Origin of the sequence: Paenibacillus sp. S150 (assembly GCF_019352175.1) — a bacterium.
Lineage (GTDB): Bacteria > Bacillota > Bacilli > Paenibacillales > Paenibacillaceae > Paenibacillus_AQ.
Genome location: NZ_JACBYI010000003.1, coordinates 27,337 through 43,494, shown reverse-complemented (window position 1 = coordinate 43,494; position 16,158 = coordinate 27,337). Strand labels below are relative to the sequence as shown.

Sequence of the window (16,158 nt, the reverse complement as noted above, 5' to 3'; positions counted from 1 at the left end):
ACATCAGGGGAGGAAGGCAACTATGTTTACTAAAGTGCTAATAGCCAACAGAGGGGCAATCGCCGTCCGCATTGAACGCACGCTGCGGGCTATGGGCGTAGCTTCTGTGGCTGTCTATACCAAAGCGGATCAAGCCAGTCTTCATGTCGGCGGCGCAGACGAGGCGGTCCTTATCGGAGAGGGCGCTCCGCAGTCCAGCTATCTGAATGCCGAATTAATTCTCCGGGTTGCCAAGGAGACCGGGGCGCAGGCAATTCACCCCGGGTACGGATTCTTAAGTGAGAATGCCGCGTTTGCCCGTGCGTGCAGGGAGCAGGGGATTGTCTTCATCGGCCCGGCACCCGAGCAGATGGAAATGTTCGGCCTGAAGCACTCGGCCCGGGAGATCGCAGCGGCGGCGGGAGTTCCGCTGCTTCCCGGAACCCCGCTGTTGACAGCGCTGGCGGAGGCGCTTCAGGCTGCCGGAGAGATCGGTTATCCGGTCATGCTCAAGAGCACGGCCGGAGGCGGAGGCATTGGGATGCGGATTTGCCATTCCGCGTCCGAGCTGCAGGAAGCTTTTGCTTCGGTTACCCATCTGGCGGCTTCCAATTTCAATAATGGCGGCGTATTTGTGGAGAAATACATCGCCAGAGCACGCCATATTGAGGTGCAGATCTTCGGGAACCGGTTCGGAGAAGTCGCGGTGCTTGGTGAAAGGGATTGCTCGATCCAGCGGCGCAACCAGAAGGTAGTGGAAGAAACTCCGGCTCCGCTGCTCATGCCGCAGGTGCGGGCTGAACTGCTGGAGGCTGCCCGCAAGCTGGCTGAAGCCGCGGGCTACCGCAGTGCCGGAACCGTTGAATTCCTGTACGATCCAACGGCGGAAGCCTTCTATTTCCTTGAAGTGAATACCCGCCTGCAAGTGGAGCATGGGATCACTGAAGAAGTGCTCGGTGTCGATCTGGTGGAATGGATGGTCCGGGAAGCGGCTGATGAGCTTCAAGGACTGCAGGGCCGTGTGCCTGAAGCGCAAGGACACAGCATCCAGGCCCGCATTTATGCGGAGGATTGCCTTCGTGATTTCCGCCCCAGTGCCGGAAGGCTGGATCGAGTCGTCTTTCCGCCGGATTCCCGCAACGAAACCTGGGTAACTGACGGGGTAGAGGTTACCACTCTTTATGATCCGATGCTGGCTAAGATCATTGTGCACGGCCAGAACCGCGGGGAGGCCATCCAGCGACTGGAGGCTGCTCTGGGCGCGAGCCGTTTCTATGGGGTCACCACGAATTTGTCCTATATCAGCGGGCTGCTTCAGGAGAAGGAATTCCTTGCGGGCCGGGTCTATACCCGGCTGCTGGACGGTTTTGCTCCTGCGGAGCACGCACTGGAGGTGCTGGATGGCGGTGTGCAGTCCACGGTACAGGACTATCCCGGCCGTACCGGCTATTGGGATGTGGGCGTTCCTCCGTGCGGACCGATGGACCCGCTCTCCTTCCGCATCGGCAACAAGCTGCTGGGCAATCCCGATGACGCACCGGGTCTTGAGCTGACGCTGCGCGGCGGCAGCTACCGCTTCCGGGACGAAATGTGGTTCTGCCTTACCGGGGCAGATATGAAGCCTGTCCTGGATGGTGTTCCGGTACCGATGTTCCGGCCTGTTCTGGCCGGGCAGGGACAGACGCTGACGTTCGGCGAAGCTGACGGCGGGATTCGCAGCTATCTGCTGCTGGGAGGCGGGCTGGATATGCCGCGCGTGCTGGACAGTGCAGCCACCTTTACGCTAGGCGGTTTTGGCGGACATGGCGGACGGGCGCTGCGGACAGGCGATGTCCTGGGCGTCCGTCCTGCGGCAGCCCCGCCGGCTGAAGCAGAGCTGCCGCAGGAGAAGCGCCCGGTGCTTACCCGGCACTGGACGGTAGGTGCCGTGCCTGGCCCGCTCAGTACAGAGGAATTCCTGAAGCCGGCTTACATGGAGCAGCTGACAGGCACCGGATGGGAGGTGCATTTCAACAGCTCCCGCACGGGGGTGCGCCTGATTGGACCGGCCCCGCTGTGGGCCCGCGAGGATGGCGGCGATGCCGGTCTGCATCCCTCCAATATCCACGACAATGCCTATGCGGTGGGCGCGCTTGATCTTACCGGCGACATGCCCATTCTGCTGGGGCCGGACGGGCCTTCGCTAGGCGGCTTTGTCTGCCCGGTGACCACCGCTTCGGCGGAATTCTGGAAGCTTGGCCAGCTGCGGCCGGGTGACAAGGTCCGCTTCCGGCTGCTTACGCTGGAAGAAGCGGAAGCGCTGAGGGAAGAGCAGGAGCTGTTCCTGCAGCAGCTTGGCGAACAGCGCGAGGAGCTGCCGTTCCCGGAGATGCCGCTTCACATCACCCAAGTGGAGCAGAGCTACCCGATTCTGCACCATGCCGGAGAGCACCGCCAGTTTCCGGTTACGATCCGTGCCAGCGGGGATTCCAACCTGCTGGTGGAATACGGCGACATGGAGCTGGATCTGCTGCTCCGCTTCCAGGTTCACGCCCTGATGCAGGCCATTCAGGAGCATGGCGGGATTCCGTTCATGGATCTGACGCCGGGAATCCGCTCACTGCAGGTTCATCTCGATGCCGCGCGGATGACGGTCAAAGAAGCCGCTCGGATCATCGCGGATATTGACCGCTCCTTGCCGCCGCTGGAATCCATCCGGGTGCCATCCAGGATCGTACATTTACCGCTCTCCTGGGATGATCCGGCTACCCGCATAGCGATCGAGCGTTATCAGAAGACCGTCCGTCCGGATGCCCCCTGGTGTCCGAGCAATATCGATTTTATCCGCCGGATTAACGGTCTGGAGAGCATGGAAGAGGTCAAGAAAATCATTTTCGAAGCCAATTATCTTGTCTTGGGCCTGGGTGATGTCTACCTCGGTGCCCCGGTGGCCACACCAACCGATCCGCGCCACCGTCTGGTGACGACCAAATACAATCCGGCCCGCACCTGGACCCCGGAGAATGCGGTCGGCATCGGAGGAGCCTACTTGTGTGTATACGGCATGGAGGGACCGGGCGGCTATCAGTTCGTCGGACGCACTGTACAGATGTGGAACCGTCTGCGGTCCACGGAGAGCTTCCAGCCCGGCAAGCCTTGGCTGCTGCGCTTCTTCGACCAGATCCGGTTCTATCCGGTTAGCGAGGAGGAGCTGTTGACGCTCCGTGAGGATTTCCTCCTTGGACGCTTTGAGGCCAATATTGAAGAGACAACCTTCGATCTGGGCGAATATCTGGAATTTTTAGGCTCGATTGAAGACAGCACTGCGGAATTCCGCACCCGCCAGCAGAACGCCTTCAGAGAAGAACGCGAGAACTGGAAGAAGCTCGGACTGGCTGAATACATGTCGGAGCAGGATCATGCCGGGCCTGAAGCAGAACAGGAGCTTCCGCCGGGTGGTGTAGCTGTAAGAAGCGATATGCCGGGCAGTGTATGGAAAATACTCGTTAATCCCGGCCAGCACATCGACGAAGGCGATACCCTGGTCATCCAGGAAAGCATGAAGATGGAATTCAACCAGAAGGCTACTTCCTCCGGAACGGTGGCTGCTGTATATGTCCAGCAAGGCGAAACGGTGCAGGCAGGCCAGCTGCTGGTAAGCATTGTCACTTAAGAGAGGAGAGGTTCCAACCATGGGCAAAAAAGATATTGCGCACAAATTAACGGTAGCCGGCTTGCGTGCTGCTTATCTGAGCGGAGACACTACACCGCACGAAATCATCCATGAGATTATCGGGCGCGCAGGCAGAACTGATGATATGAATATTTGGATCACGCCGCCGGACCTGCAATTTATTCAGCCTTACCTGGACCGCCTGTCCGCACTGAATCCACTGAAGTATCCGCTGTGGGGCATCCCATTTGCCATCAAAGACAATATCGACCTGGCAGGTGTGCCAACTACGGCGGGCTGTGCTGAATATGCCTATATTCCCGAGCGGCATGCCGCTGTGGTTGAGCGCCTGATTGCAGCCGGAGCCATTCCGGTCGGCAAAAGCAACCTGGACCAGTTCGCCACGGGTCTGGTCGGTACCCGCAGTCCATACGGCGAAGCCCATAATGCGCTTCGTCCGGAACTTATCAGCGGCGGCTCCAGCTCAGGCTCCTCGGTTGCCGTTGCCAGGGGACAGGCCGCATTCTCGCTTGGCACCGACACCGCAGGCTCCGGGCGTGTCCCGGCCGCATTGCACGGGCTGGTCGGCTGGAAGCCCAGCCTCGGCTCCTGGCCGAGCCTCGGTGTTGTCCCGGCCTGTGCCAGCCTTGACTGCGTGACGGTCATGGCTCATACGCTTGAGGATGCGCTTCAGATCGACAGGGTGGCTGCCGGTTTCCACCCCGATGATCCGTGGTCGCGCCGCTTGCCGCAGCTTGAGGAGAAGCTTCCGCTGCATATAGCGGTCCCCGCCGAGCCTCTGGTGTTCTATGGCCCGTTCGCGGACAGCTACAGAGCAGCCTGGGAATTCTCGCTGGAGGCTCTTTCCGATATGGGTATTCCGCTGGTGCCGGTCGATACACAGATGTTCTCGGAAGCCGCAGCAATCCTGTATGGTGGACCATGGGTAGCCGAACGCTGGGCCGATCTCGGCGGCTTCATTGAAGCGAATCCGGGAACAGCCTTCCCGGTGACCGAGACTGTGCTGCGCTCCGGAGCGGCAGCAGAATATAATGCCGCATCCGTATTCCAGGCCATGCACAAGCTCCAGGCATTCAAGCTTGAAGCCCGCAAGCTGCTGAAGGATGCGGTGCTTGTCCTGCCGACGGCCGGAGGAACCTGGACACGGGACCAGGTCCGTGAAGATCCTATAGCCGCCAACAGCTTGATGGGGCTGTATACCAACCATTGCAATCTGCTGGATTTCTGCGCCGTGGCGCTGCCTGCGGGCGAAGCTGGGGAGAACCTTCCCTTTGGCATCAGTGTGTTCACTCCGGCTGAGGAAGAAGGCAGGCTGCGGGGGTTTGCCAAGCTCTATTCCAAGGATGATGGAGGCAAGGGATGATGGAGCAGCAAAAGAATACAATTATAGTTGCGGTATGCGGTCTTCATATGCGCGGGTTTCCGCTGGAGCAGCAAATGAACGGCTGTGGAGCGCAATTCATCCGGGAAGCGGAATCCGCAGCGAAATATAAGCTCTATGCTCTTCCCACAGTCCCCGCCAAGCCGGGCATGATTAAGCAGTCCGAAGGCGGAGCTGCCATCAGCGTGGAGCTGTGGGAGATGCCGGTTGCTTCATTTGGCGGATTTACAGCCTCTATTCCGGCACCGTTGGGGATTGGCAAGGTAGAGCTTGCAGACGGCGAAGAAGTCTCCGGCTTTATCTGCGAAGGCTATGCCGCGGACAACGCCGAAGACATCACCGCATACGGCGGCTGGCGCAGCTTTCTGGGCAGATAAACTGAATTAATGACAAGAGGTACAGTCGAACTATGGTCAGCCTGTTTATAAGACGCTGCAAGCGGCAGCGGCATGGCTCCGCCAGTGGATTGCTTCCTATAGAAACAAGGATTTCTGCAGATGGGCGATTCTTTTGACAGACACGGAGGAATGTATCTATCATCGAATATACCTTTGCACAGACGAAGCTGCACCGGCTGCCTGAAACGGATGAATATGATGACAGAGTTCATTATAGCGTTGTACAGGGGGATTTGTGATCTGCAGCACAAGCCCTGCATATAATCTATAAAAGCCCTTGCCCTGATCATACGCTCATGGCAAAGGCTTTTGGGGCTTGTACGGCAAGAATCCCGCATCCAGCTTAACGCCCAATAAACCCCTCAACAGCCTCGGCCGCAGCACGCATATCCGGGTTTGAATTGTCGATCTGCAAAATATGCTCTGCCGGAATCGGCCAGGCTACCGTGCGGCTGGCGAGTGAAGAACGGAACGTTTCCCAGTTGAGGAACTTCCACTCATCCAGCGGTGAATGCCTGCCTTCGATCCGCTCCCGGTATAGCCCAGCGTTATTCAGACTGACCAGAACAACCTTTACTTGGACCTCATCCAGGTTCCGGCCGATCCGGGCAAGCTCACTGCCGATCCACCCGGCATTTGCGGCTTCTTTTGTAAAAGGACCCACCACATACACATCGCAGTCCAGTCCGATATTGTCGAGCGCGGCATCCATGGTGATCCGGTAGCCCAGGTCGCGGCACAGCTTCTTATATTCGGCCGAATCTCTGTCGTCCGGGTCCAGCCCGTGCAGCTTCAAAATGACATCGGCCGCAGGCCGGAGCAGGATATCCATATCCAGAACAGCGGCTTTGCGGCGGAGCGCAACGGCTTTGGCCAATGTCGTTTTGCCTGCGCCTGCCGGTCCAAGGAAAAATACAAGCTGGTTCATCAGTGTCTCTCCCAACATTAAAGGATCATTATACTATCGTATCATTTTTCGAACAGGAAATCTTCGCAGCTGGACGCAAAATCACTGACAGCCAGCCGGCGGGATGCTATTTTGTCCTTATAGATAACGGGAGGTGATCCCTTTGAGTCAGAGTGAGAGCGATACCGATGCCTTAACCTATTTAACATATTCCTTAGCCGGTAAAGACGGAGAAGCCGGACAGTATTACAGGGACGTTGCAGTTTTTACCGATGAAGTCCTGGCGAAATTGCATGAGGACCCGGCTGTAGCCAAATTCGGGCGGAATGCTGCTATAAAAAAACTCCAGCCTTTGGATCAGCATATTTACGCGCTTGAGCTGCTGATGATCGGCGTTTTTTGGAATGTATACAGCAGAAGGGCGGTTGCGGGGAGCGCGTATACGGGAAAGCTGCTGTCTTCCCTTTATGGGCTGAGAAGCCGGAGCCAGGGGGCGCGCAGAACCGTCGACAGATTGAAAGGCATTGCCGGAACTACCGTGTTGGCCCGGCGCCGAAAGCCCGGCGGGCGGATTCAGCTCCATTCCTTCTCCAGACTGATCGGCTGGCTGCGGGGCAGCGGCGAATTCGAGCAGGAGAGCAGGCGGCTGGCGGTCTGGCTGGATTTTTTGCGGGGATTGCCGGACAGTGAGCGCGCAGGCATATTGCAAAGGGCAGTACAGAAGGCTTTGTGGTTTGAGCGGCGCAGTCTGGAGTGTCTGGGCAGCTATACCGGCAGGGTGGATTCTTATATAGAGAGCAACCGCCAGCGGCTGAAGTGGCAGGAGAACCGTATTTTTTGCAGCCGGGAACGGGTGGAGTACCATTTGAACATGGCGGGTGCAGAGATCATGAACCGTGTCTTCCATGATGGCTTTTATGCGGCACAGGAGAAAAGAGTCTTTCTGCCCATTTGCATGCGGAACAAATCCGCCGAAGACTGCCGTGCCGTTAAGGAAGGACCAGGGTATGTCTGCAGGCGCTGCTCCAAAACCTGCCGGGTACATGCGGTTACAGCGATGGCTGAAGCCTGTGGCGGCAAGGTGCTGATGATTCCCCATGCCAGCACGGCCTTCGGTCATGAACGGATCACTGAGGGAGAGGTAGGCATTGTCGGCGTAGCCTGTGTGCTGAATCTCATCTCCGGCGGCTATAAAGCTTATGACATGGGATACCTTCCGCAATGTGTGCTGCTCCATTATTCCGGCTGTGTGATGCACTGGCATCCGGAAGGAATTGAGACTTGTATCGATATGGACCGGCTGAAGGCCATGCTGGAATAAGGCATGCCGCGCGGTAAAGCCTGATTTAAGCGGAATATTATGATATGGTAGATAAAGATCTTCTCTTAACAGCTAACAACGGCTTGGGGGCTAAATAGAACAATGAATATCCGGCACATCGAATATAAAGACAACGCAGCAATAGAACACATCATCAGGGCGTGCCTGATCGAGTTCGGCGGGAACCGAGAGGGCCTGGCCTGGGCGGATGAGAGCATGCATGATTTGTATCACTACTACACTTATAAGCCTAACCGGGGGTATTGGATTGTAGAAAGGGACGGGGAAGTTCTAGGCGGCTGCGGGATTGCACCTTTTGCCGGTTCTGATCAGATATGCGAGCTGCAGAAAATGTATCTGTCACAGAGTATTCGCGGCAGCGGAATTGCCGCAGAATTATTGCGGACTGCTCTGGATTTTGCCGCATTTCATTATAATAAGTGTTATCTGGAAACCCTGCAGAGCATGCATGCCGCAGGCCGGTTCTATCTCAAGCACGGTTTTGGGCATTTGGATGCCCCGCTGGCCGGTTCGGAGCATTACGCCTGCGATGCCTGGTACATCAAGGATCTGGTCCGCTAACCGCCGAACGGATAACCGTCTGACAACTAAACCGTCCGGACGGTATATTTATTTCGAGGCGGTGATGTTCGCAATGAGCGGCAATAAAGACAAAATTCCCAAACGAAAGCTTGTTCTGCTAGCGGCCATAGACATTATGCGTGAGCTGGGCGGGGAGCAACTTACGCTGGACCTGGTTGCCAAGAAGGCCGGTGTCAGCAAAGGCGGCCTGCTGTATCATTTCCCAAGCAAGGAAGCGCTGGTGCTTGCTGCAGTAGGAGCGTTGACGGATAGCTTTGAAGCTGACTGGCCAGCCGGATCGGACAGGATAAAGAGCGAACAGGAAGATGGAGCAGGGCTTATGTCGAATCAACCTTTGATGATGCCGGTGTTGGGAATGATGTGGGTCCAGCGCTTGCTTCAGCCATGTATATCAACCCCGGCTCTTTGGACGGAATTCGGGACGCTTATGCGGAATGGCAACGGAATATTGAGAATGACGGGCTGAATCCGGTACAATCGACAATTGCCCGGTTAGCTTCTGACGGCTTGTGGTTTGCTGAAATTTTCGGACTTGCCCCGCCAGACAAAGAATTGAAGCAGCGGGTACGCGAGGAATTGCTGCGCATCACCAAGGAGGAGAAGTAATGGCCTATCTTGCGGTATCCATTGCCAGTGAGCTGCTTGGAACTTCGATGCTCAAGGCTTCCCAAGGATTTACCAGGCTGATTCCCTCTCTCGTGACAGTGGTTGCCTTTGTATGTTCATTCTTCTTCCTGTCAATATCGCTGAAGTCGATTCCCTTGAACACCGCGTATGCCATTTGGTCAGGACTTGGCACGGTCGTTACGGTGATTGTGTCGGTTGTGATCTGGAAGGAAAAGATTAATACGGCGAGTGTCGTAGGGATTGCGCTGATCATCATCGGCGTGGTTGTGCTGAATTTGCTCGGTCCGGGTCATGGGGCTTCTGGGGATGCGGCGGCAGAAGGGCAAATTCAGCCGGTTCAAAAGCCTAGCGGGCTTCTTTAATCCCGGAGTTCAAGCTGTCTTGCAATGGGAGGAAGCCCAAGTGGAACAAGTGAACTTAGTTCTTACCCGCTTCCCCTTTTCCGCAAGCGTTAGTGGAAAAAAGGATGCCTAATCCATCCGTTTCTCCCCCTTACAGAGGAATACGCCTACATTAAGATGAACTTGAACCACATCCAAAGGGCAGCCATTTTAGTAGTAAAAAGTAACACTAAGGTAGCGCATTCGGATTCTCGATCATCCCTAGTGGGAAAAAGTACAACTAATCCGGCTGAAATCAGCCATTTGGAGGGAGTGGGCCTCTATTAAGTGTACAAAATCCCACTAAAGCCCGTTAAAGCCAGAATTCCAGCCCATTAGTGTTACTTTTTACACTTCGCTTCCGTTCCCCATGAATCTCCTTGCGTTCCATCAGCGTGTTCAGGTTCTCCGGTTCCATTCATATACATTAAACTACCTTTTTGGCTCAACACCAAAATCAGCGGTTGACGATGTGAATGAAGTCCGCTGCGGGTTCAGAGGGTTCTTCCGGCCGTGTAAGTGTACTAATTCTTACGAATTCCACTTTACTCCATTCCACTTCACGTCACTGCCCCGGTAGGGGCCTCGGCTGGACCCGCTCTATTCCGCGCTTCCTCCTGCAAAACATAGAACCCTCAGACTCCGCACGGCTCAGGAGACTCTGCACAATTCAGCAAACTCTGCACGACTCAGTACGGTTCAGCACGAATAAGACGCATTACAATTTCCCCTCTAACTTCATAAACTTCATAACATACCTTATCCACAATTGACGAGAAGCATAATTTCCTAAACGATAAAAAAACCACTTCAAATGCTGAAGTGGTCTTCTGGCTCAGTTAGCTTTATTATTAGGCACGCAAGGTCTTCAAGGCACCGCTCCATGCAAGCACCTGATCAAGCATTGCATTTACGTTAGCGGTGTGAAGCTCCGCCGGCTTGAAAACAGAGCCGTTCTCGAAGTCGGTGAACAGGGACAAGAGCGGATGCACCCGAACATCGGCAACCTGCAGCTCCCCAAGGATTCCACGCAGATGCTCGGCAGCGCGAACGCCTCCGGCAGAGCCATAGCTGACGATGCCCGCAGCTTTGTTGTTCCATTCTTCACGGGCGGAATCAAGCGCGTTCTTCAAGGCTCCCGAAAGACTGTGGTTATATTCCTGGGCAATGAATACGAATCCGTCCAGAGTCGCCAGCTTTGCCGCCCAAGCCTGGGCAGGCCCATAATCGTCTGATTCGCCGAGCAGCGGCAGCTTGTAATCGGCAATATCCACGATTTCATAATTTGCATCTCCGCGTGCATCCGCAATGCCTTTCACCCATTCGCCGACCTGTGGACTTACCCGACCTTGACGGGTGCTGCCCAGAATAATTCCGATGTTTAAAGTTGTCATTTAATTTTCCTCCTAAAATAAGTAGTTGTATTGGATTCATTCAAGCGGTAAAGCTTATGTTGTGTTTATTATAGCACATTACTTATTTATAGCAAGTAATAAATCGAAACTTTAAATTCGAAATAAATGATCCTGCGCTGACGGGGCTGCCAGCTGGACTAGACCAATAGCAGGCACCGCCAAAGCCGATCCGTTATCTTTAAATATTCAGCTTATATCTATTATGAACACAGAAATGCTATGCATACATCGACAATTCGCAGTAGCTTAATTTATTACGTTCGGCACACCGGGGGGGATGGGAACACCAATAGGGCGGCTCAAGCCCTACTGCCGGCTGTGGGTCACCCTCTGTTTGCTGTTTATTTGAAATATGGAATGCGCCGCGTTTTCTCCCGCCGATACATACCTGTTTAGAGCCACCAACGCAACAGATCCGGCCACCATTCGTCTTTTCTGTCCATGATATGGATGTGATCAGCCTTTGGTCCCGGGATATAGACAAGCCCGACTCCATCGGCTGCCTCAGGTGAGAGCCTGGCTAATTCCCGCTTGAAGCGTTCCGCATTCTCGGGGGGGATATGCTTGTCCTCTGCACCCAGAGTCAAACGCATCTGCGGTCCATTAAGATAACGCTCCAGATGGGTCATGGGATTCAGCTCGTCATAAAAAGTCTGCGATGCCTCATCCGGCATCCCCGGGTCCATCAACGGCGCGCTGCCGGAGATTTCGTGCATGCCCGGACGAAGCCAGTCCGGCGTGGCGATGATCGGTGCGATGCGGACAATCCGCGGGTCGATGCCCGCTGCCGCAATGGAGATATCCCCGCCCATGGAGATGCCGCCCACTCGAACGTCCGATTGAACCCCCAGCGTATCGATGGCCCAGTCAATTACTGTCTTTGTATCAAGCGTGGTTTGTCCAAGGATTTTCCACCCGTAATTTCTCATGTTGGAGAACACCCGGTCTACCAAATTCCCGCTCCCCGCTGAGCCGCGTTCCCCATGCTGGTCATTGTCAAAAGCAAGGGCGATATATCCCTGATCGGCAATATCCTGCAAATAGGGCACCAGCCTCTCTTTATTTCCGCCCAGACCACTGAGGAAGATAGCCAGCCGCCGTTCTGCTGCCGGTTCTTTGGGCTCTATGATAAGCACCGGAATATGCCCGGCCCAATTTTTGCGGACCGAAGCACCATTGACCACTTCAATTGCAGATCTGTCTTTTTTCGCCAAAATAACATCCCCTTCTTAAAGCATCCCGCTCCCAGCTAACAATAGCAAATCATTACCGGGCTGTGCAAGTAAGCCAGAAGCATGGAATCGCCCATCTTTTCGGTAGAATTGCCTATCATAGGTATTCCTGCATTATATCTATAATGAATATGTATTGCAGCAGTAATCTCATACAATATGGAGGAGGAAGATGATGCGCAACAAGTTTTTTGTATGGCTGGTCATTGGGACCCTGATGATCACCAGCTTGTTCATGGGCATGGATTCATTCACGCCCGCTTCAGCAGCTGGTGGCTCCAACCTGACGATCGGCAAAACCATCACAGCAAGCGGCCAATCCCAGACCTACAGTCCTGACAACGTGAAGGACAGCAACCAGGCCACGTACTGGGAAAGCACGAACAATGCTTTTCCGCAGTGGCTGCAGGCCGATCTGGGCACTCTCACAAGTATTGATCAAATTGTACTGAAGCTTCCTGCAGGCTGGGAAGCACGGACCCAGACCCTTTCAGTTCAAGGCAGCACGAACGGAACGGCATTCACCACTATTGCCGGCAGCGCCAATTATAATTTCAGCCCTACCGTTCAGAGCAACACCGTTACCATCAGCTTCAATGCAGCCAGCACACGTTATGTGCGTCTTAGCTTCACAGCCAATACAGCCTGGCCGGCGGCACAGCTGTCCGAATTTGAAATCTATGGCGCCAGTGGCACAACCCCGACCCCTACGCCTTCTGCTACGGCAACCCCTGCGCCTTCAGGCACTTATCAGGCGGAGAATGCCGCGCTTGCGGGGGGCGCGAAGGTGAACACGGACCATACCGGTTACTCCGGAACAGGCTTTGTAGACGGCTACTGGACAGTGGGGGCATCGACTGCCTTCACCGTCAGCGTGACGGCGGCAGGCAACCGGGAGGTGGCGCTGAAATATGCCAATGCAAACGGCAGCGCGAGCACAGTCAGCCTCTATGTGAACGGAAGCAAGATCCGCCAGACTTCCCTGCCTGCCTTAGCCGATTGGGATACCTGGGGCAGTAAAGTGGAAACGCTTACTCTGAATGCGGGCAGTAATACGATAGCCTATAAATATGACCCGGGCGATTCCGCCAATATCAATCTGGATCAGATTACGGTAGCCGCCACAGTTTCTCCTTCGGCTACGCCAAGCACGACGCCAGCTCCAACTGCGACCGTAACACCAACAGCAACACCGACAACTGCACCAACGGCTACACCTACAGCAACACCTACAGCAACAGTTGCACCGACTCCTACAGCAACAGCCACGGCGACACCTGTCCCGGGCAGCAATATCGCCATCGGCAAATCCATAACGGCTTCTTCCAGCACACAATCCTTTGCCGCTGCGAACGCGAATGACAACAGCACGAGCACGTATTGGGAAGGGAGCGGCAATCCAAGCACATTGACACTGGATCTCGGAGCGAACCACGATATTACCTCGGTTGTCCTGAAGCTGAATCCGGCTTCCGATTGGAGCACGCGCACCCAAACCATCCAGGTGCTCGGTCACAACCAGAGTACAACAGCCTTCAGCAATTTGGTATCAGCGCAGACCTATACCTTTAACCCATCGACAGGCAACTCTGTGACCATACCTGTTACGGCAACCGTCAAGCGCCTGCAGCTGAATATCACATCAAACTCCGGCGCTCCGGCGGGACAAATCGCCGAATTCCAGGTCTTCGGCTCGCCCGCACCGAACCCGGATCTGACGGTTACGGCAATGTCCTGGTCGCCGGCTTCTCCGGTCGAGACCAGCGCAATCACGCTGAATGCTACCGTCAAAAACATCGGCAGCGCAGCTTCTGCGGCAACTGCCCTCAGCTTCTACCTGGGCGGTGAGCTTGCCGGTACAGCTCCGGTTAGCGCACTTGCGGCTGGGGAGTCAACCGCCGTTTCGCTGAACGCTGGTGCGAAGACCGCCGCGACTTACCCGCTCAGCGCCAAGGTGGACGAGAGCAACACCATCATTGAGCAAGATGAGACTAACAACAGTTATACGAATCCTTCGTCCCTCGTAGTCGCCCCGGTTGCAAGCTCCGATCTGGTTGGAGCCACATCCTGGAATCCGGGGAATCCGGCAGCGGGCAACACTGTCAGCTTTGCTGTGAACCTCAAGAATCAGGGAACGGTGGCTTCAGCCAGCGGTGCACATGGCATCACTGTTGTTCTCAAGAATGCCGCCGGATCGACGGTTCAGACCTTCAGCGGCTCTTACAGCGGTGTAATAGCTGCGGGATCGTCCGTCAATGTCTCCATTCCGGGTACATGGGCGGCAGTAAACGGGAACTACACCGTTACCACAACCATTGCGGCAGATGCCAATGAAGTTGCAGCCAAGCAGGCCAACAATGTTAATACGGCCAATCTGGTTGTCTATGCACTCCGTGGCGCAACTGTCCCTTACAGCCGCTACGATACCGACGATGCTGTGCGCGGTGGAGCAGCCGCACTCAAATCGGCACCGAATTTCGATCAGACGCTGATTGCTTCGGAAGCATCCGGCCAGCGCTATATCGCCCTGCCTTCGAACGGCTCCTATGCACAGTGGACGGTAAGGCCGGGCCAGGGCGGAGCAGGGGTAACCATGAGATTTACAATGCCGGACTCGGCAGACGGCATGGGACTGGCCGGCTCGCTCGATGCCTATGTGAACGGAGTCAAGGTTAAGACTGTAGCTCTGACCTCGTATTACAGCTGGCAGTATTTCTCCGGGGACCAGCCTGGTGATGCTCCGAGTGCCGGACGTCCGCTGTTCCGGTTCGATGAAGTGCACTGGAAGCTGGATACGCCGCTGCAGCCCGGTGACACGATCCGCATCCAGAAGAATAACGGGGACAGTCTTGAATATGGTGTGGATTTCCTGGAAATTGAACCTGTTCCGGCAGCCATCGCACGCCCGGCCAATTCCGTTTCCGTAACGGATCATGGTGCGGTTGCGAATGACGGACAGGATGACCTTGCGGCCTTCAACGCTGCAGTGACTGCGGCGGTTGCTTCCGGCAAATCTTTGTACATTCCCGAAGGAACATTCAACCTCGGCAGCATGTGGCAGATTGGTTCCATCAACAGCATGATTAATAACTTTACCGTTACAGGCGCGGGCATCTGGCATACGAACCTGCAGTTCAACAACCCCAACGCCGCAGGAGGCGGAATTTCGCTCCGCATCACCGGCAAGCTTGACTTCAGCAATGTGTATATGAATTCGAATCTGCGGTCACGCTACAACCAGAATGCGGTTTACAAAGGGTTCATGGACAATTTCGGCAACAATTCCATCATCCACGATGTGTGGGTGGAGCATTTTGAATGCGGCATGTGGGTGGGGGACTACGGCCATACTCCGGCAATCTATGCCAGCGGACTGGTTGTAGAGAACAGCCGTATCCGCAACAACCTTGCCGACGGCATCAACTTCTCTCAAGGAACCAGCAATTCGACCGTGCGCAACACGAATGTGCGCAACAACGGCGATGACGGGCTTGCTGTATGGCCCAGCAATACTTTTGGCGCCCCGGATGGCGTGAACAATACTTTCTCGTACAACACGATTGAGAACAACTGGCGTGCCGGAGCGATCGCCTTCTTCGGAGGAAGCGGGCACAAAGCTGACCACAACTATATCATCGATACGGTGGGCGGCTCCGGCATCCGGCTCAACACCACGTTCCCCGGCGCCCATTTCAGCAACAATACCGGCATTGTATTCTCGGACACGACCATCATCAACAGCGGAACAAGCCGGGACTTGTATGACGGAGAACGGGGGGCCATCGATCTTGAAGCCTCCAGCGATCCAATCAAGAATGTGACGTTTACAAATATCGATATCATCAATACCCAGCGCGATGCCATCCAGTTCGGATACGGCGGCGGATTCTCCAACATCGTATTCAATAACATCACTATCAACGGTACGGGGCTGGATGGGGTAACAACCTCCAGGTTCTCGGGAGCGCATAAGGGGGCGGCCATTTACACTTATACCGGCAATGGCTCCGCCACCTTTAATAACCTGACAACCAGCAATATTGCCTATCCTGATCTGTATTACATTCAAAGCGGCTTTAACTTAACCATTCACTAGCATTCAATACACGGCAAGACATGATAAGGGGGGAGCCTCACAGCTCCTTCCTTTTTGTTGTGCAAGGAGAGCGCCGGACACGGACCAAAATCCCCATCTCATATTCACGCTCCAGTGTCATATCCGCGTTCATGTCAATGACTAAA

The 16,158-nt window shown here is 55.2% G+C and carries 10 protein-coding genes and 1 pseudogene; 8 read left to right on the top strand and 3 right to left on the bottom strand.

Features of this window, described 5'->3' with window-relative positions:
- Window positions 1-22: 22 nt before the first annotated feature.
- The gene (uca, locus tag HYD27_RS04675) at window positions 23-3,631 is read left to right on the top strand and encodes an urea carboxylase (protein WP_219212038.1); all 3,609 of its coding nucleotides are present in this window, start codon (window positions 23-25) and stop codon (window positions 3,629-3,631) included.
- 19 nt (window positions 3,632-3,650) lie between these two features.
- Window positions 3,651-5,410: pseudogene (atzF, locus tag HYD27_RS04670) on the top strand (allophanate hydrolase).
- A gap of 364 nt (window positions 5,411-5,774) precedes the next feature.
- On the opposite strand, the gene HYD27_RS04665 reads toward atzF, so the two are convergent.
- Window positions 5,775-6,359, bottom strand: a complete 585-nt coding sequence (locus HYD27_RS04665) for a P-loop nucleotide/nucleoside kinase family protein (protein ID WP_219212037.1) — start codon at window positions 6,357-6,359, stop codon at window positions 5,775-5,777.
- Between the two features lie 142 nt (window positions 6,360-6,501).
- Between HYD27_RS04665 and HYD27_RS04660 the strand changes: the two genes are divergently transcribed.
- The 5 genes from HYD27_RS04660 to HYD27_RS04645 all read left to right on the top strand — a co-directional run bounded on the left by HYD27_RS04660 (window position 6,502) and on the right by HYD27_RS04645 (window position 9,251).
- A complete protein-coding gene (locus tag HYD27_RS04660; RefSeq protein WP_219212036.1) occupies window positions 6,502-7,659 on the top strand; it encodes a DUF116 domain-containing protein in 1,158 nt (385 codons plus the stop codon).
- A gap of 102 nt (window positions 7,660-7,761) precedes the next feature.
- A complete protein-coding gene (locus HYD27_RS04655; protein WP_219212034.1) occupies window positions 7,762-8,241 on the top strand; it encodes a GNAT family N-acetyltransferase in 480 nt (159 codons plus the stop codon).
- Window positions 8,210-8,728 (top strand): TetR/AcrR family transcriptional regulator, encoded by a 519-nt coding sequence (locus HYD27_RS32625; protein WP_309242015.1) that lies wholly within the window; start codon window positions 8,210-8,212, stop codon window positions 8,726-8,728. Before HYD27_RS04655 ends, HYD27_RS32625 begins: the two co-directional genes overlap by 32 nt.
- Window positions 8,623-8,868: a hypothetical protein gene (locus tag HYD27_RS31885; RefSeq protein ID WP_309242014.1), complete on the top strand. Its 246-nt coding sequence runs from the start codon at window positions 8,623-8,625 to the stop codon at window positions 8,866-8,868. Before HYD27_RS32625 ends, HYD27_RS31885 begins: the two co-directional genes overlap by 106 nt.
- Window positions 8,868-9,251 carry a DMT family transporter gene (locus HYD27_RS04645; protein WP_219212033.1) on the top strand — a complete coding sequence of 128 codons (384 nt, stop codon included), beginning with the start codon at window positions 8,868-8,870 and terminating at the stop codon, window positions 9,249-9,251. The genes HYD27_RS31885 and HYD27_RS04645 overlap by 1 nt, the downstream gene beginning before the upstream one ends.
- 869 nt (window positions 9,252-10,120) lie before the next feature.
- Here HYD27_RS04645 and HYD27_RS04640 read toward each other — a convergent pair.
- Both HYD27_RS04640 and HYD27_RS04635 read right to left on the bottom strand, forming a co-directional pair.
- Window positions 10,121-10,663, bottom strand: coding sequence for an NADPH-dependent FMN reductase (locus HYD27_RS04640; RefSeq protein WP_219212032.1), 543 nt, complete (start codon window positions 10,661-10,663; stop codon window positions 10,121-10,123).
- Between the two features lie 413 nt (window positions 10,664-11,076).
- Entirely contained in the window at window positions 11,077-11,898 is an 822-nt protein-coding gene (locus HYD27_RS04635) for an alpha/beta hydrolase (RefSeq protein WP_219212031.1), read from the bottom strand.
- Window positions 11,899-12,091: 193 nt separating this feature from the next.
- Between HYD27_RS04635 and HYD27_RS04630 the strand changes: the two genes are divergently transcribed.
- Window positions 12,092-16,012: a discoidin domain-containing protein gene (locus tag HYD27_RS04630; protein ID WP_219212493.1), complete on the top strand. Its 3,921-nt coding sequence runs from the start codon at window positions 12,092-12,094 to the stop codon at window positions 16,010-16,012.
- The last annotated feature ends 146 nt before the right edge of the window (window positions 16,013-16,158 follow it).

Excerpts from the sequence above, each read along its gene's own strand:
- uca (WP_219212038.1), top strand. The coding sequence starts at position 23 with ATGTTTACTAAAGTGCTAATAGCCAACAGAGGGGCAATCGCCGTCCGC.
- HYD27_RS04665 (WP_219212037.1), bottom strand. The coding sequence starts at position 6,359 with ATGAACCAGCTTGTATTTTTCCTTGGACCGGCAGGCGCAGGCAAAACG.
- HYD27_RS04655 (WP_219212034.1), top strand. The coding sequence starts at position 7,762 with ATGAATATCCGGCACATCGAATATAAAGACAACGCAGCAATAGAACAC.
- HYD27_RS32625 (WP_309242015.1), top strand. The coding sequence starts at position 8,210 with ATGCCTGGTACATCAAGGATCTGGTCCGCTAACCGCCGAACGGATAAC.
- HYD27_RS04645 (WP_219212033.1), top strand. The coding sequence starts at position 8,868 with ATGGCCTATCTTGCGGTATCCATTGCCAGTGAGCTGCTTGGAACTTCG.
- HYD27_RS04640 (WP_219212032.1), bottom strand. The coding sequence starts at position 10,663 with ATGACAACTTTAAACATCGGAATTATTCTGGGCAGCACCCGTCAAGGT.
- HYD27_RS04630 (WP_219212493.1), top strand. The coding sequence starts at position 12,092 with ATGCGCAACAAGTTTTTTGTATGGCTGGTCATTGGGACCCTGATGATC.